This window comes from Nonomuraea sp. NPDC048901 (assembly GCF_040649695.1).
Classification (GTDB): Bacteria; Actinomycetota; Actinomycetes; order Streptosporangiales; family Streptosporangiaceae; genus Nonomuraea.
Window position 1 is genome coordinate 402571 of the sequence record NZ_JBEZFW010000005.1, and the last position, 16138, is coordinate 418708.

At 70.8% G+C, this 16138-nt stretch carries 14 protein-coding genes; 12 read left to right on the top strand and 2 right to left on the bottom strand.

What is annotated here, in order from left to right:
• Nucleotides 1-73 precede the first annotated feature (73 nt).
• Together AB0C30_RS19495 and AB0C30_RS19500 are read left to right on the top strand one after the other, a co-directional pair.
• Nucleotides 74-1855: an ABC transporter ATP-binding protein gene (locus AB0C30_RS19495; protein ID WP_357946349.1), complete on the top strand. Its 1782-nt coding sequence runs from the start codon at nucleotides 74-76 to the stop codon at nucleotides 1853-1855.
• Nucleotides 1856-1901: 46 nt separating this feature from the next.
• A complete protein-coding gene (locus AB0C30_RS19500) occupies nucleotides 1902-3686 on the top strand; it encodes an ABC transporter ATP-binding protein (protein ID WP_357945494.1) in 1785 nt (594 codons plus the stop codon).
• Between the two features lie 41 nt (nucleotides 3687-3727).
• On the opposite strand, the gene AB0C30_RS19505 is transcribed toward AB0C30_RS19500, so the two are convergent.
• Nucleotides 3728-4117 carry an ATP-binding protein gene (locus AB0C30_RS19505; RefSeq protein WP_357945497.1) on the bottom strand — a complete coding sequence of 130 codons (390 nt, stop codon included), beginning with the start codon at nucleotides 4115-4117 and terminating at the stop codon, nucleotides 3728-3730.
• Nucleotides 4110-4937, bottom strand: a complete 828-nt coding sequence (locus tag AB0C30_RS19510) for an MEDS domain-containing protein (protein WP_357945500.1) — start codon at nucleotides 4935-4937, stop codon at nucleotides 4110-4112. Before AB0C30_RS19510 ends, AB0C30_RS19505 begins: the two co-directional genes overlap by 8 nt.
• Before the next feature lie 164 nt (nucleotides 4938-5101).
• On the opposite strand from AB0C30_RS19510, the gene AB0C30_RS19515 reads away from it, so the two are divergent.
• The 10 genes from AB0C30_RS19515 to AB0C30_RS19560 all read left to right on the top strand — a co-directional run bounded on the left by AB0C30_RS19515 (nucleotide 5102) and on the right by AB0C30_RS19560 (nucleotide 15852).
• Nucleotides 5102-5437: an STAS domain-containing protein gene (locus AB0C30_RS19515; RefSeq protein ID WP_225291741.1), complete on the top strand. Its 336-nt coding sequence runs from the start codon at nucleotides 5102-5104 to the stop codon at nucleotides 5435-5437.
• 166 nt (nucleotides 5438-5603) lie between these two features.
• On the top strand, nucleotides 5604-5954 hold the full coding sequence (gene hisI / locus AB0C30_RS19520; protein ID WP_357945503.1) for a phosphoribosyl-AMP cyclohydrolase: 351 nt from the start codon (nucleotides 5604-5606) through the stop codon (nucleotides 5952-5954).
• A 314-nt stretch (nucleotides 5955-6268) separates the two neighbouring features.
• Nucleotides 6269-6883, top strand: a complete 615-nt coding sequence (locus AB0C30_RS19525; protein ID WP_357945506.1) for a Trp biosynthesis-associated membrane protein — start codon at nucleotides 6269-6271, stop codon at nucleotides 6881-6883.
• A 130-nt stretch (nucleotides 6884-7013) separates the two neighbouring features.
• Nucleotides 7014-7568, top strand: a complete 555-nt coding sequence (locus tag AB0C30_RS19530) for a DUF4190 domain-containing protein (RefSeq protein ID WP_357945509.1) — start codon at nucleotides 7014-7016, stop codon at nucleotides 7566-7568.
• Between the two features lie 117 nt (nucleotides 7569-7685).
• A complete protein-coding gene (locus tag AB0C30_RS19535) occupies nucleotides 7686-8279 on the top strand; it encodes a CD225/dispanin family protein (RefSeq protein ID WP_357945512.1) in 594 nt (197 codons plus the stop codon).
• On the top strand, nucleotides 8279-8710 hold the full coding sequence (locus tag AB0C30_RS19540; protein WP_357945515.1) for a DUF2752 domain-containing protein: 432 nt from the start codon (nucleotides 8279-8281) through the stop codon (nucleotides 8708-8710). Before AB0C30_RS19535 ends, AB0C30_RS19540 begins: the two co-directional genes overlap by 1 nt.
• Before the next feature lie 119 nt (nucleotides 8711-8829).
• Entirely contained in the window at nucleotides 8830-9669 is an 840-nt protein-coding gene (gene trpC, locus AB0C30_RS19545) for an indole-3-glycerol phosphate synthase TrpC (RefSeq protein WP_225291735.1), read from the top strand.
• 38 nt (nucleotides 9670-9707) lie between these two features.
• On the top strand, nucleotides 9708-10913 hold the full coding sequence (gene trpB, locus AB0C30_RS19550; protein ID WP_357946351.1) for a tryptophan synthase subunit beta: 1206 nt from the start codon (nucleotides 9708-9710) through the stop codon (nucleotides 10911-10913).
• A gap of 112 nt (nucleotides 10914-11025) precedes the next feature.
• A complete protein-coding gene (gene trpA, locus AB0C30_RS19555) occupies nucleotides 11026-11826 on the top strand; it encodes a tryptophan synthase subunit alpha (protein WP_357945518.1) in 801 nt (266 codons plus the stop codon).
• Between the two features lie 138 nt (nucleotides 11827-11964).
• Nucleotides 11965-15852 carry an endo-alpha-N-acetylgalactosaminidase family protein gene (locus AB0C30_RS19560; RefSeq protein WP_357945520.1) on the top strand — a complete coding sequence of 1296 codons (3888 nt, stop codon included), beginning with the start codon at nucleotides 11965-11967 and terminating at the stop codon, nucleotides 15850-15852.
• Nucleotides 15853-16138: the final 286 nt, after the last annotated feature.

Consider the following 16138-nt stretch of genomic DNA (forward strand, 5'->3'; position numbering starts at 1 on the left):
TGATAGTGACATATGTAGAAATGGGCGGGGAAAGGAAAATTTGCGAGTGGCGACCAAGGTCACCTCGGCTGTCATGCGTCAAGGGCTGCGCGTCCTTGGGGTGGCCGTCCGTACGGAGAAGGCGGTGTTCGCCGCGGCCGTCCTGGCCAGCGCGCTCTACGGTGGCATGACCGTGGCGTCCGCCTGGGCGCTCGGCTGGGCCACCCAGAACGTCGTACTCCCCGCCTTCGACAAGGGCGACACCGCCGCGGGCGCGCTCTGGATCGGTGTGCTGCTCATCATGGGCGCGGCGCTGCTCAAATCCATCGGCGTCGCGGGCCGCCGCATCCTGGCCGGGCTGATGCAGTACCGCATGCAGGCCCGTTCGCGGCGCGCGGTCACCAGGCAGTACCTGCGGCTGCCCCTGTCGTGGCACCACCAGCACCCGACCGGGCAGCTGCTGTCCAACGCCAGCGCCGACGCCGAGGCGGCCTGGGCGCCGCTCGCGCCGCTGCCCATGGCCGTCGGCGTGATCGTCATGCTGTTCACCGCGGCGATCGGGATGCTGCTCACCGACCCCGTGCTCGCGCTGGTGGGCTTCCTGATCTTCCCGGCCATCGCCGTACTGAACCTGATCTACCAGCGCCGCCTGAGTCCGCTGGCCACCCGCGCGCAGCAGCTGCGCGCGGAGGTCAGCGAGATCGCGCACGAGAGCTTCGACGGCGCGCTGGTCGTCAAGACGCTCGGCAGGGAGGCGATGGAGACCGAGCGCTTCCGGCGGCGCGCGCACGAGCTGCGTGACGCGAACATCGCCGTCGGGCGGGTGCGCGGCCTGTTCGACCCCCTGCTGGAGGCCCTGCCCACGCTCGGCGTGCTCGCGGTGCTCGGCGTCGGCGCGCTGCGGCTGTCCACCAACTCGATCGACTCCGGCGAACTGGTGCAGGTCGCCTACCTGTTCACGCTGCTGTCCTTCCCCATCCGGGCGCTCGGCTGGGTGCTGGCCGAGCTGCCGCGCAGCGTCGTCGGCTGGGAGAGGGTGCAGGCCGTACTGGAGGCCGAGGGGTCCATGGAGTACGGCGAGGTCGCGCTCAGCGAGGCCCGGCCCGCCAAGCTGGAGGTCTCGGACGTCTCCTACGCCTACGGCGCCGACGAGGTGCTGCACGACGTCACCTTCGACGTGCCGGCCGGCGGCACCGTCGCGCTGGTGGGGCCGACCGGGTCCGGCAAGTCGACGCTGGTGCAACTGCTCGTACGGCTGGTCGACCCGGCTTCCGGACAGGTGCTGCTCGACGGCGTCGACGTGCGCCGGCTCGCCTACGGCGGGCTGGCCGAATCCGTCGCGCTGGTGCCGCAGCAGACGTTCCTGTTCGACGACACCGTGCGCGGCAACATCGCGCTCGGGCTGGACACCGACGACGCGGACGTGTGGGCGGCGCTGCGCGTGGCCCAGGCCGACGGGTTCGTCGCCAAGCTCGCTTCGGGACTCGACACCCGCGTCGGCGAACGCGGCACGTCGCTGTCCGGCGGCCAGCGCCAGCGCCTCGCGCTGGCCCGCGCGGTCGTCCGCCGCCCGCGCCTGCTCATCCTCGACGACGCCACCTCCAGCGTCGATCCGCAGGTCGAGGCCAAGATCCTGTACGGCCTGCGCGACGCGGCGTCGAGCGTCGTGGTCGTGGCCTACCGGATGGCCACGATCGCGCTGGCCGACGAGATCGTCTACCTGGACCGGGGGCGGGTCGTCGACCGGGGCGGTCACGAGGAGCTGCTGGAGCGCTGCGAGGGCTACCGGAACCTGGTGACCGCCTACGAGCGGGAGGAGGCCGAACGGGCGGCCATCGAGATTGAGCCCATCGAGGAAGAAGAGGTCAGCGCATGAGCGTCGGGCAGGGGATCCCCGGCAACACCGGGCGGGAAGTCAGCGCATGAGCGTGGAACAGGGCATCCGCGGCAACGCCGAGCGGTCGGCGCTGGCCACGATCCGCCAGGGGTTCTCGCTCACGCCGGAGTTCCGCAGCGGCCTGGCCGGGACGCTGGCGCTGGCCGTCATCGCCACCGGCGGCAAGATCATCGTGCCGATCGCGGTGCAGCAGACCATCGACACCGGCCTCAAGGGCGGCACCCCCGACCTGCCGTACATCTGGCGGGCCGTCGCCCTGTGCGCCGCCGCCGTGATCCTGACCGCCCTCGCCGGATATGTCATGAACGTTCGCCTCTACAAGGCGACCGAGTCCTCACTGGCCACCCTGCGGGTCCGCGGCTTCCGCCACGTGCACGACCTGTCCGTCCTCACCCAGAACACCGAGCGCCGCGGCGCCCTCGTCTCCCGCGTCACCAACGACATCGACCAGATCAGCACGTTCATGCAGTGGGGCGGGCTGATGATCATCGTGGCGTTCGGCCAGGTGCTCGTGGCCAGCGTGCTGATGTTCATCTACTCCTGGCAGCTCACACTGCTGGTCTGGGCCTGCTTCATCCCGCTGGTGATCGCGCTGCCGCGCTTCCAGCGCTGGCTGTCCGGCGCCTACACCACCGTCCGCGAGCGGACCGGCGACATGCTCGCCGCCGTCAGCGAGTCCGTCGTCGGCGCCGCGGTCATCAGGGCGTACGCCTCCGAGCGGCGCACCGCCGACCGCATCGACACCGCCGTCGACGCCAACAGGTCCGCGCAGATCAAGGCGCAGACGATCGTCGGGTTCGTCTTCCCGCTGACCGAGATCGTGGCCGCGGTGGCCATCTCCGGGATCGTCCTGCTCGGGGTGCGGCTCGGGCTGTCGGGCGAGATCACGGCCGGGCGGCTGGTGGCGTTCCTGTTCCTGGTCACGTTGTTCGTCTCGCCCCTGCAGACCGCCACCGAGGTGCTGAACGAGGCCCAGAACGCGGTCGCCGGCTGGCGGCGCATCCTCGGCGTCCTCGACACCCCGCCGGACGTGGCCGACCCCGGCGACTCCGGCGTGGACCTGCCGCGCGGCCCGATCTCCGTCGCCTTCGAGGACGTGCACTTCAACTACCCCGGCGGCGTCCCCGTACTGCGCGAGGTCACGCTGTCCATCCCGCCGCGCTCGCGCATCGCGATCGTGGGCGAGACCGGCTCCGGCAAGACCACGTTCGCCAAACTGCTCACCCGGCTCATGGACCCGGTCGCGGGCCGCGTCACCGTCGACGGCCACGACCTGCGCGACGTGCGCTTCTCCTCGCTGCGCGAGCGCATCGTGATGGTGCCGCAGGACGGCTTCCTGTTCGACGGCACCCTGGAGCAGAACGTCCGCTACGGCAAGCCCGCCGCCACGCGCGAGGAGATCCTGCTGGCCTTGACCGAGCTCGGCCTGGCCGACTGGCTGGAGGGCCTGCCCGCCGGCCTCGACACCCCGGTGGGCCAGCGCGGCGAGTCGCTCTCGGCGGGCGAACGCCAGCTCGTCGCGCTCGCCCGCGCCTACCTGGCCGACCCCGACCTGCTGCTGCTCGACGAGGCCACTTCGGCGGTCGACCCGGCGACGGAGGTACGACTGGCGCGGGCGCTCGAAGGCGTCACCAGGGGGCGGACGGCCATCTCGATCGCGCACCGGCTGTCGACGGCCGAGAACGCGAACGAGGTGCTCGTCTTCGACGCGGGGCGGCTGGTGCAGCGGGGGCCGCACGCCGAGCTGGTGACCGAGCCGGGCGTCTACGCCGACCTGCACGCCTCCTGGGTGTCGGCCGCCCACTCGTAGCGTGTTGCTCTTTTGGTGCGATTCTTTTGGTGCGATCGGGCTCATTCCCGGGCGGCGGCGAAGCGTACGCTGGTGCCGCCCGGGCCGGAGACGACCGTGACCTGGTCGCACAGCAGCCTGGTCAGCCACAACCCGCGCCCGCGCGGCTCGTACCCCGGCGGAGTGTGAGAGGCGCCCGTCCAGCCGGGCGGCAGGCCCGGCCCCTCATCGGTCACCTCGCACCAGAGCCGGTCGTCGTGCCACCACAGCCGTAGCCGCCCGCTGCCGCCGCCGTGCAGCACGGCGTTCGTGGTGATCTCGTTGACCGCCAGCACGAAGTCCTCCAGCCGCTTGCCCGCCAGACCCTCCCCGGCCGCGCGCTCGGTGACCAATCTGCGCAGGGCAGTGATCCGCCCTTGCGCGAACCCCGTACAGAGGACCTGTCTACCCATCGACGGCCCGGCGGACGGCGATGACCTCGTCGGCCCTGATCAGCCGCAGCACGCGCGCGACCGTCCCGCGGCACACCACCACTGTGCGATGGTGGTGGGCGGCGGCGCGTGCCAGCGCTGTCAGCGCGAGCAACTGGGCCGACCCGGCGTCGATGAAGTCGAGCCCCGTCGCGTCGATGACCACCTCGGCCGCCACCGCCTCCAACTGGGTCAGTACCGAGGCGAACGCCAGCCGGTTGGTGATGTCGATGTCACCCGACAGCAGCAGCCCCGGCTGCGGGCGCATGTTGACGAACCGCAGCAGCGCCTGCCCCGGCGCGATCGGATGGATTGCCGCCGCCCGGTTGACGGCCGCGGCCGAGTAGAGTCCGCGATCGTACTGGCACACGGCCGCCAGCCACCGCTCACCGAACAGCGCGTTGACCGCCGCCTCGAACCCCTCCCGCCCCGCCGCGTCCCGCACCCCCCACGCCGCGTCGACCAGCGCGTAGACACCGCGATGCCCCTGCTCCCTGGCCTGCTCGCCGGCCGCGACCAGCACGCCCAGCAGCCACGCGGGCCCGTCCGCGCCCGCGCACGCCGTGATCTCGACCCGCCCCGCCGCCTCCGCCGCGGCCAGCCCCGGCACGAGCGGCGCCAGCCACTCCCGCGTCCGCTCCGGCGTGTCAGTGTGGGTGATGATCACCACTTTGGTCCGGCGGCGCAGCCCGTTCGCCGTGAACGCCCTGGTCACGGCCATCCGCTCCCGATCACCCTGGAACGGCAGGCAGACGTGATCGCCCAGGTCGGGATCGAGGACGGAACCCGCGACGTCCACCACGAGCGTCCCTCCCCCTGCCGTGCGTCTGCCGTGCGTCGCACAGAAAATACTCCGCCGCGCATCATTACGTAATGCGTTCTTCGCAAAACCCTCGGTAACGTGGCGCGTCCCGGTGTACCTTTTCCGCGGGGGCCGCTAGTGGCGGAGTCATGAGGAGCATGGGCGTGGATGTGCTGGAGATGACGCGGCGCCGACATGGCGAGCTCGTGGTCGTCAGCCTCGCGGGCGAGGTCGACGCGGACAACGTGTCAAAGGTCCGCAAATGTTTCGACGAGGCGGTCGCGACACACGGGCCGCGCCTGGTCGTCGACCTGAGCAACCTGACCTTCATCGACACATCGGGCTTGGGGGTGCTGGTTCGCCAGCTTGCCGCTCTGCGGGATCGCGACGGCACCATGGCGCTGATCGCCACGGACGGCCAGGTCCTGAGGCGCCTGCGCCGGACCAACATCGCACCATTGTTCCCGATCTACGAGACGCTGTCACAGGCACTCGACTAGATCCTCGGGGGCGGTGCCCCGGACCGTCACAGGGATTTCAGGGCGGTCGTGTGACGAACCGCCCGGGTCGCCGCACCAGTGATCGGCGGCCTGGCCAGAGTGCCGGAACTGCGGCTGTGCCACCGTCGATTCGGGGAGCGGCCGCTCCGGCTGGTTGAATGACGACATGTCCCTTGACCCCAAGATCGCCGCGCGACTCACGCGCAACGGCGACGGGCTGGTGCCCGCGATCGTCCAGCAGTACGACTCGGGCGAAGTGCTGATGCTCGCCTGGATGGACGACGAGGCGCTGCATCGCACCCTCACCACCGGCCGGGCCACCTACTGGTCGCGCAGCCGGGGGGCCTACTGGGTGAAGGGGGATACGTCGGGGCACGTGCAGCACGTCAAGGCGGTGTCGCTCGACTGCGACGGTGACACGGTGCTGCTCAAGGTGAACCAGGTGGGAGCGGCCTGCCACACGGGCGACCACACCTGCTTCGACGCCGACACGCTCGAGGTGACGATCACACCATGACGGCCACCGGACCTGACCCGGACACTGGATCCGAGTCGGTAACCGGATCCGGGTCGGTCACCGGACCTGAACTGGGCGTTGGACCCGGGCCGGTCACTCGCCCCGAGTCGGACGCCCGGCCCGAGTCAGACGCCGCGCCTCGATCAGGCGGTCCGGAATCCGGGTCTCGGTCGGGCGCCATGTCCCGGTCGGATGGCCGGGAGCCCGCGTCCCAGCCGGAGGCCATGCCCGAGTTGAGCGGCCGGGAGCCCGAGACTCGGTCGGAGGTCGCGTCTGGGACAGGCGGGGCGGCGGCGGGGTCTCAGACGGGTGACGTGTCCGAAGCCGGGGAGCAGAGCAGGGCCGGGGAGCAGGGCGGGTCTCCGGCTGAGGTCGCGGCTCGGCGGGGGCGGCGGGAGTTGACCGCTTGGCTGGTGGTGACGGCGGTCGGCTGTGTGCTGGTGCTGGTCGCCGCGGGTCGGGCGTGGGTGACGAACGTGCGCGGCGCCGGCATAGGGGCTTTGGCCGTGCCGAGCGGTGGTGACCTCAGTCCGGTTCTGACGCCCCTGGCGCTGGCCGGGCTGGCCGGGGTGGTGGCCGTGCTGGCCACCAAGGGAGCCGGTCGCCGGGTGATCGGAGTGCTGCTGGCCCTGTGCGGTGTGGGCGCCGGGCTCGGCGCGTGGCAGGCGGCCGGCGGGAGCGGCGTGCTGAGCTGGCTGCGCGAGCGGAACGTCATGCGCGCGACCGGCGTGATCCAGTGGGACGTGGTGCCGCTCTGGCCCGTGGTGTGCGGCCTCGGGGCGGTGTTGATGGTCGCGGGCGGCGTTGCGGCCGTCGTACGAGGTGGCGCTTGGGGCGGAATGTCCGCCAAGTACACCCGCGAGCGTCCCGAGACCACCGGCGACCGCTCCATGTGGGACGCCCTGGACCGCGGCGACGACCCGACCTAGCCGCGCGCGACCCCTCCCCGTCGCGGGCTCATCACAAAAAGTCCACGGTCTGAACCGTTGCCAGACCGGCGCGCGTTTCGTCAATAAGCTGCCTCTGCAACGGGCCAAGAGGGGATGAGGTGCCAGTGGCATGAGCTACGGGGATCAGGGCAACAGCGGGGGTTACGGCGCGCAGCCGCCCGGCGGCGGCTACGGACAGCCTCCGGGCCAGAGCCAACCTCCGGCCTACGGCCAGTCTCCCGGCTATGGCCAGTCTCCGGGTTACGGCCAGCAGCCCCCGAGTGGTTATTACGGCCAGCAGCCGTCCGGCGACTACGGCTACGGTCAGCAGCCGTCCGGCGAATATGGGTACGGCCAGCAGCCGCCGGGCGCCTACGGGCCACCCGGCTACGGCGCGTACGGGGCCCCGCAGAGGAACACCAGCGGCCTGGCCGTCGCCTCGCTCGTCCTGGGCATCGTCGGGTTGCTGTTCTGCGGCCTGACCAGCATCCCCGGTGCCGTCGTGGGTCACATCGCCCTCAACCGCATCAAGCGCACCGGCGAAGAGGGCCAGGGCATGGCCATGGGCGGCCTGATCACCTCGTACATCACGATTGTGCTCTGGGCGATTCTCTGGCTCGTGTTCGGCGGTATTTGGCTGACCTTCGTGGGGCTCGCGACCGCCACCACGACCGGAAACTACTGACCCGCAGGGCATCCAGTCGGTTACAAATTGTCCGCAACGTGGACGTTATTCCACGTCGATAGTGGTTTGTCGCTAGGCTGCCGCGCGCAACGCGCCACAGATTGAGGAGTCATCAGCATGAGCTACGGAAACCAGGGCGACGGCGGTTACGGCGCCCAGCCACCCGGCGGCGGTTACGGTCAGCAGCCCCCGAGCGGTGGTGGCGGTTACGGTCAGCAGCCGCCCAGTGGCGGTGGCTATGGCCAGCAGCCGCCCAGCGGTGGCGGTGGTTACGGTCAGCAGCCCCCGAGTGGCGGTGGCGGTTACGGTCAGCAGCCGCCCAGTGGCGGTGGCTATGGCCAGCAGCCCCCGAGCGGTGGCGGCTACGGCGCCCAGCCTCCCGGTTACGGCCCGCCCCCCGGTGGCGGTTACGGTCAGCCCGGCGGCTACGGCGCGCCGCAGAGCCCGCCGGACAACCACCTGGTCGCGGCCATCCTCACGACGCTGTTCTGCTGCCTTCCCTTCGGTATCGTGTCGATTGTCAAGTCGTCGCAGGTGAACTCGAAGTGGCAGGCCGGTGACTACCAGGGCGCGATGCAGTCCTCGGAAGAAGCCAAGACGTGGTGGAAGCGCGCGCTGATCTTCGGCGCGATCATCAACATCCTCATCGTCATCGGCTACATCCTGCTCTTCGTGATCGTCGCCGCGAACACGTCGACCTCCGGATACTGATGGACATCGCGAACTTCGAGCGGCGCGGCACCGACCGGCTCCGGTCCGTGCTCGCGCCGCTCGGCGTCGCCGCCGCGGCGGGGGCGGTGTTCGCGGTCGTCGGCACGATCGACCCCAACCAGCCGGGCCACTATCCGACCTGCCCGTTCCTGTGGGCCACCGGCCTCTACTGTCCGGGCTGCGGTACGTTGCGCACCATCCACGCGCTGGCCCACCTCGACCCGGTGACCGCGCTCGGCCTCAACCCGCTCGCCATGGCGATGATCCCGTTTCTGCTGTTCTGGTGGGGTCGCTGGCTGGTCCGCGCCTGGCAGGGCAAGCCCCGGCGGACGACACTCGCGCATCCAGCTTGGCTTTGGGCGTTTCTCGGCATAGTGCTGGTGTACTGGGTGGTCCGAAACCTGCCATTCGGGGCGTTTCTCGCGCCGTAGTCGGGGGCCTGTGGTGAGGTGACCACGTCGGGGCCGATACCATCGCAAGACAGGCCGGGAGCGGACGCGATGCGAACTCTCTGCCGCCCCCAACTGCCGACCGGAGGGACCCCAAGCGCGTGAGTGAGCGGACCGAAGGGCCGAGCGTCCTCGACGACATCCTCGACGGGGTGCGCGCCGACCTCGCCACCCGTCAGCAGGCCGTGTCGCTTGACGAGCTCAAGCAGCGGGCCGAGCGGGCTTCGGGGCCCAAAGACGCGCTCGCCGCGCTCGGCGGCGACCGGATCTCGGTGATCGCCGAGGTCAAGCGATCCAGCCCGTCCAAGGGCGCGCTGGCCGCCATCGCCGACCCGGCCGCGCTGGCCGCCGACTACGAGGCGGGCGGCGCCCACGTCATCAGCGTGCTGACCGAACGGCGCAAGTTCGGCGGCAGCCTCGAAGACCTGGCCGCGGTCCGCGCCCGCGTCGACATCCCGATCCTGCGCAAGGACTTCATCCTCACCTCCTACCAGCTGTGGGAGGCCAGGGCCCACGGCGCCGACCTGGCGCTGCTGATGGTGGTCTGCCTGGAGCAGGAGGCCCTGGTGTCGCTGATCGAGCGGGCCGAGTCCATCGGGCTCACCCCGTTGGTCGAGGTGCACACCGAGGAGGAGCTGGAGCGGGCGGTCGCGGCGGGCGCCCGGATCATCGGGATCAACGCCCGTAATCTGAAGACACTCGAGGTCGACCGCGACGTGTTCGCCAAGCTGGCGCCGAAGGTCCCCGATAATGTGATCAAGATCGCGGAGTCGGGCGTGCGGGGTCCGCATGACCTGCTCGCCTACGCACGGGTCGGCGCCGACGCCGTCCTGGTGGGCGAGAGCCTGGTCACCGGCAAGGATCCACGCAAGGCCGTGGAGGCGCTGGTGACCGCCGGCGCCCACCCCGCGACGCGCCCCGACCACGGAGCAGAGGGATAGCAGTGGCAAACGACGGCACCATTCTCACCGCCGCCGACCTGGCAGGTAACGGCGCCTACGGCAACGACCCCGACGTGCACGGCAAGTTCGGCATCTTCGGCGGGCGCTACGTTCCCGAGGCGCTCATCCCGGCCCTCGACGAGGTCGCCGCGGTCTACGAGAAGGCCAAGAACGACGCCGAGTTCCTGCGCGAGTTCGATCACCTGCTGCGTACGTACGCGGGCAGGCCGACCACGCTGACCGAGGTGCCGCGCTTCGCCGAGCACGCCGGCGGCGCGCGGATCATCCTCAAGCGCGAGGACCTCACGCACACCGGCGCCCACAAGATCAACAACGTGCTCGGCCAGGCGCTGCTGACCAAGCGGCTCGGCAAGAAGCGAGTGATCGCCGAGACCGGCGCGGGCCAGCACGGCGTGGCCACCGCCACCGCGGCGGCCCTGCTCGGCCTGGAGTGCGTCATCTACATGGGCCAGGTCGACTGTGAGCGCCAGGCGCTCAACGTGGCCAGGATGAAGCTGCTCGGCGCCACGGTGGTGCCGGTGACCAACGGCTCCCAGACGCTGAAGGACGCCATCAACGAGGCGTTCCGCGACTGGGTCACCAACGTCGACACGACCCACTACCTGTTCGGCACCATCGCCGGCCCGCACCCGTTCCCCGAGATCGTGCGCGACTTCGCGCGCATCATCGGCGTCGAGGCCCGCCGCCAGATGCTGGAACTGACCGGCCGGCTGCCCGACGCGGTCGCCGCCTGCGTCGGTGGCGGCAGCAACGCGATCGGCATCTTCCACGCCTTCATCGGCGACGAGGGCGTCCAGCTGCACGGCTACGAGGCCGCCGGCCACGGCTTGGAGAGCGGCGAGCACGCGCTCACGCTCACCGCCGGCTCGGTCGGCGTGCTGCACGGCTCACGGACCTACGTGCTTCAGGACGAGGAGGGCCAGACGATCGAGTCGCACTCGATCTCGGCCGGTCTCGACTACCCGGGCGTCGGGCCCGAGCACGCCTGGCTCAAGGACAGCGGGCGGGCGGTCTACCACGGTGTGACCGACGACGCGGCGATGGCCGCGTTCTCGCTGCTGGCCAGGACCGAGGGCATCATCCCGGCCATCGAGTCGTCACACGCCCTGGCGGGCGCGCTTGAGCTCGGTCGTGAGCTGGGTCCCGAGGCGACCATCCTGGTCAACCTCTCGGGGCGCGGCGACAAGGACATGGGCACGGCGATGAAGTACTTCAACCTCTGACGGCCCGGGGTTCGCGCCGCACCGGCTCTGGAGGATGCCCGAGCACGGCGGCCGATGGCACCATGGCAAGGACGGCGGCGATGCGGCCCCTGACCACTGAGAACGGACGATCATGACTACTCTTCAGACGGTTTTCGCCACGGCGAAGGCGGAGAACCGGGCCGCGCTGGTCGGCTACCTGCCCGCGGGCTTCCCGTCCAAGGAAGGCGCCATCACCGCGGCCGCCGCCCTGGTCGAGGCCGGCTGCGACGTGATCGAGATCGGGCTGCCCTACTCCGACCCGCTGATGGACGGGCCGACCATCCAGGACGCCGTGCACCGGTCGCTGGTCAACGGCACCCGGATCGCCGACGTCCTGCGCACGGTCGAGGGAGTCGCCGCCACCGGCGCGGCCACGCTGGTCATGACGTACTGGAACCCGATCGACCGCTACGGCGCCGAACGGTTCGCACGTGACCTGGCCGCCGCGGGCGGCGTCGGCACGATCACGCCCGACCTGACACCGGAGGAGTCGGAGCCGTGGCGGGCGGCCTCGGCCGCGGCGGGCATCGACACCGTGTTCCTGGTGGCGCCCAGTTCCACCGAGGCGCGCATCAAGGCCGTCGTCGACTGCTGCACCGGGTTCGTCTACGCGGCCTCGCTGATGGGCGTCACGGGCGCCAGGGAGACCGTCAACGTGGCGGCCGAGGACCTGGTCAAGCGCACCCGCGCGCACACCGCGCTGCCCGTGTGCGTGGGACTGGGCGTCGGCACCGGCAAGCAGGCGGCCGAGGTGGCCGGCTACGCCGACGGCGTCATCGTGGGCTCGGCGTTCATCCGCCGGATGCTCGACGCGCCCGACGAGGCGGCCGGCCGTGAGTCGATCGGCGTGCTGGCCCGGGAGATGGCGGCGGGCGTCCGCTCCCGCGCCTAACCCTTTCTGTCAAATCCCGCGACTCGCAACTGGACAAGTGTCAGTATTTCTGGCGTCGGTCCATAGCGCGTGTTGCGGTGGCGGGTTGGTGGTATCGGGGCCCCACGCAGTACGACGCATACCTGTGAAAGGACATATATGCGTCGGAGTCCCGGTACCTTCGTAGCCGCCGCCGTCCTCGCCTTATCGGCCGTCGCCCTGGCCGCCCCCGCACAAGCCACGCGAGTGCCGGCGACGTCCGTGCCAGGCGCGGGGCCCACCCCGGAGCCGACGCCCACCTACGAACTGTCCTCGCCCGACCAGCCGACCACCGGTCCCACGCCCCCGCCTCCCACGCAGCAGAACCTGGCCCCCGAGCCCACCACCGTGGCCGAGCCCGTCAGGATCTCCTCCGGGCAACTGGCCGTCGACCTCGACCCGGCCTTCCCGAGGATCCTGCGCTACACCGACAAGGCGAGCGGCGCCGTACTCGACGGCAGCACCGCCGTGCCCGGCGTGGTGCTGAACGGCACGCCGTACGAGGCCACGGTCGCGCTGCGCGGCACCGACGGCGCGTCCGCCCGCTACCGGCTGACCTTCGAGGCGGGCGTCACGCTGGACGCCAGCATCCGCGTCAAGGACCGGGTGACGACCTTCGCGATCGACGCGGTCTCCGACACCGAGGCGTTCCGGGTCAACACCATCGACCTGCCAGGACACGATCTGGTGTCGGTGAGCAGCGACCAGCCGGGCGCCGCGACCGCGTTCACCAGGCTCGACCCCAACTCCACCCGTACGGCCGACGTCTTCGCCGCCGTCACCCCGGGGACGGCGCCCGACGCCGCCCCGATCGGCGCCTCGTACGCCATCGTCAACACCGGCGCCCTGGCCGCCGCGGTCGAGTCGAACTCCACCTACGACCGCCCCTCAGGCGTCACCGACAAGGACGCGGCCCGCTTCTGGCACCAGGCCAGGCAGGAGGACGGCGGCCGGATCAGGGTAGGCGTGTGGAGCGGTCAGTGGACCTACCGGGGCACCGGCGCGCCCTTCACCGAGGACCTGCCGTGGGCCAAGGTCGTGGTCACCCCCGACGCCAACGGCGACGGCGGCCTCGACTGGCAGGACGGCGCCGTCGCGTTCAGGAGCATCGGCGTCAAGGCACCCGGCGCGGACGAGACCAAGGACCGGGTGATCGCGCACATCCCGTTCAACTTCTCCAGCCAGGCCACCCACCCGTTCCTGCGCACCCTCGACGACGTCAAGCGGATCTCGCTGGCCACCGACGGCCTGGGCCAGCTGGCCCTGCTCAAGGGGTACCAGTCGGAGGGCCACGACTCGGCCCACCCCGACTACGGCGGCAACTACAACAAGCGCGCCGGCGGCCTGGCCGACCTCAACACGCTGCTCAAGACCGGCAAGGACTGGAACGCGACGTTCGGCGTGCACGTCAACGCCACCGAGTCCTACCCCGAGGCGAAGAGCTTCAGCGAGCAGCTCGTCAACAAGGACACCAAGGGCTGGAACTGGCTCGACCAGTCGTACCTGATCGACCAGCGCGGCGACCTGACCAGAGGAACCCTCGCCAAACGGCTGCAGCGGCTGCGCGCCGAGACCGACAGGAACCTGGCCCTCCTGTACGTGGACGTGTACCGCCCGCACGGCTGGGTGGCCGACCGCCTGCTCACCGAGCTGCGCGGACAGGGCTGGCAGGTGGCCACCGAATGGGCCGACAAGCTGGAGCGCTCGTCGCTGTGGTCGCACTGGGCCAACGACCTCAACTACGGCGGAGCCACCAACAAGGGACTGAACTCGCAGATCATCCGGTTCATCCGCAACGGCGAGAAGGACGTCTGGAACGCCCACCCCATCCTGGGCAACGCCCGCATCGTCGAGTTCGAGGGCTGGACCGCGCAGAACGACTTCACCGCCTTCTACCGCAACATCTGGGAACACAACCTGCCGGCCAAGTTCCTGCAGCACTACCAGATCACCGACTGGAACCCCGACGAGATCGTCTTCACCGGAGGCGTGCGCGGCAAGGTGGCAGACGGCCGGCGCCAGCTGTTCGCGGGCGGTCACAAGGTGCTCGACGGCACCACGTACCTGCTGCCGTGGGCGGGCAAGTACTACCACTACAACCCGGCCGGCGGCACCACCACCTGGGACGCCGCCCGGCCGATGACCGTCTACAAGCTCACCGACCAGGGCCGGGTCCGGGTGGGCGTCGCCACTCCGGCCGACGGCAAGATCACCCTGCGGGCCGAGGCGGGCGTGCCGTACGTGCTCTACCCCGGCAAGGCGCCCGCCCAGGCCGACCCCCGCTGGGGCGAGGGGAGCGGCGTCCGCGATCCCGGCTTCAACGGCGACGGACTGCGCGACTGGCAGGTCACCGGCCCGGTGAGCGTCCAGAAGAACGAGCGCGGCCAGCGCATGGCGCTGCTCGGCGGCGGTCCGCAGGCCCGGCTGGAACAGCGGCTGACCGGCCTCCAGCCCGGCCGCACCTACACCGCCTCGGCGTTCGTCGAGGTCGAACCCGGGCAGGCAAGACAGACCACGCTGGAGGCCGGTGGCCGGAAGGCGACGATCCAGCGCTCGACCGCCAAGAACTACATCGCCTCCGACGAGAAGCACGACACCTACTTCCAGCGCGTCAAGGTCGCCTTCACCGCGCCGCGCGACTCCGTCACGCTGCGGATCACGGCCGCCGCCGGTGCGGCGAAGGTGCGGGTGGACGACGTACGGCTCATCAGGAGCGATCCGGCGGGTGGGACCGAGACGTTCGAGTCCGCCGAGCCGGGATGGGGCCCGTTCGTCAAGGGTGACGCCGGTGGCGCGTTCGACGCGCGTACGCATCTGTCGGAGCGGCACGAGCCGTACACACAGGCCGGGTGGAACGGCAAGACCGTAGACGACGTGATCAACGGCGACTGGTCGCTCAAGGCGCACGAGGAGCGGCAGGGACTGGTCTACCGGACCGTGCCGCAGACCGTACGGTTCGAGCCGGGACACGCTTACGAGGTGTCGTTCGGCTACCAGAGTGCCCTGGCGGACGCCTACGCCTGGGTGACCGGCTACGACAAGGGCACCTCCAGCGTGGAGACCCGGCGGACGCCGGTGCCGGAGCGGCGGACCACCGGCAGGTTCGCCGAGCGGGTGGTCGCGGGCTGCGGCGACGTCTGGGTCGGGCTCCGCTCGCTGCTGCCCGAGCAGGCCGGGGCCGATTTCGTCCTCGACGACTTCGCCGTCAAGGACCTGGGGAAGGACCCCGAGGCCCAGGCGTGCGCGTCGCTGGACGTGGTGCCCGCTGCGCCCGCGTTCGAGCAGGGCGCGGCCTCCGAGGTCACCACCACGTTCGTCAACCTGGAGGACGTGGCGGCCCAGGACGTCAAGGTGACGCTGACCGTACCCGAGGGCTGGACCGTCACCGGGAACGGGACCGGCACCGTAGAGCCTGGCGGCAAGCTGGTGACCATCTGGAAGGTGACGCCGCCCGCGAACGCGCCCTATGACACCTACGAGCTGAAGGCCGACGCCGCCTACACGGCGGCGGGAGCCGCCAAGTCGATCGGCGCGGTGACGACCGTACGGACGCTGCCGCCGCCACCCACCGCGGAGGCCTGGGCGAGCGACCTGGAGTGGGTCAGCGCGGTCAACGGCTGGGGGCCGGTCGAGCGCGACCGGTCCAACGGCGACCTCGGCGCGGCCGACGGCACGCCGATCGTGATCGGCGGCCAGACGTTCGCCAAGGGGCTGGGCACGCACGCGCCCGCCGACGTCCGTTTCTACCTCGGCGGCCGGTGTACGGCCTTCACAGCCTCCGTCGGCGTGGACGACGTCCAGGCCACCAGGGGGTCTGTGGAGTACAGCGTGGTCGCCGACGGGGTGGTCAAGGCACACAGCCCGGTGCTGCGAGCCGCCGATCCGGCCTACGAGCTGACCGCCGACCTCACCGGTGCCCGATACGTGGACCTCGTGGCGGGCGACGGCGGCGACGGCAACGGCAACGACCACGCGGACTGGGGCGCCGCCAAGTTCGCCTGCGGCTAGCGGTCTCACGGGTTAGTCGCCGGTCTCTGCGGTTAGCGGTCGGTCAGGCTCGTCTGCGGCCTCTGCGGCCTCTGCGGTCTCTGCGGTCTCTGCCGCTTTTGCCGTTAGCGGTCGGTCGGGTTCGTTCGCCATGGGCGCTCGGTGCGTCGCGGCTGCTCGCCGCGACGCCGTGAGCAGCGCGTATGGCCCCTGCGCGGGAAAACCCTCTTAACCGAGTCTTATCCCGGGCGTGGTCAGATGGGTTCCCGATACTGTGCGCTTTCCAGCGCAGAGAAAGAGGAGCCCT

Excerpts from the sequence above, each read along its gene's own strand:
- AB0C30_RS19560 (WP_357945520.1), top strand. The coding sequence starts at position 11,965 with ATGCGTCGGAGTCCCGGTACCTTCGTAGCCGCCGCCGTCCTCGCCTTA.
- AB0C30_RS19505 (WP_357945497.1), bottom strand. The coding sequence starts at position 4,117 with ATGGGTAGACAGGTCCTCTGTACGGGGTTCGCGCAAGGGCGGATCACT.
- AB0C30_RS19540 (WP_357945515.1), top strand. The coding sequence starts at position 8,279 with ATGGACATCGCGAACTTCGAGCGGCGCGGCACCGACCGGCTCCGGTCC.
- AB0C30_RS19495 (WP_357946349.1), top strand. The coding sequence starts at position 74 with ATGCGTCAAGGGCTGCGCGTCCTTGGGGTGGCCGTCCGTACGGAGAAG.
- AB0C30_RS19500 (WP_357945494.1), top strand. The coding sequence starts at position 1,902 with ATGAGCGTGGAACAGGGCATCCGCGGCAACGCCGAGCGGTCGGCGCTG.
- hisI (WP_357945503.1), top strand. The coding sequence starts at position 5,604 with ATGTCCCTTGACCCCAAGATCGCCGCGCGACTCACGCGCAACGGCGAC.
- AB0C30_RS19530 (WP_357945509.1), top strand. The coding sequence starts at position 7,014 with ATGAGCTACGGGGATCAGGGCAACAGCGGGGGTTACGGCGCGCAGCCG.
- AB0C30_RS19535 (WP_357945512.1), top strand. The coding sequence starts at position 7,686 with ATGAGCTACGGAAACCAGGGCGACGGCGGTTACGGCGCCCAGCCACCC.
- trpA (WP_357945518.1), top strand. The coding sequence starts at position 11,026 with ATGACTACTCTTCAGACGGTTTTCGCCACGGCGAAGGCGGAGAACCGG.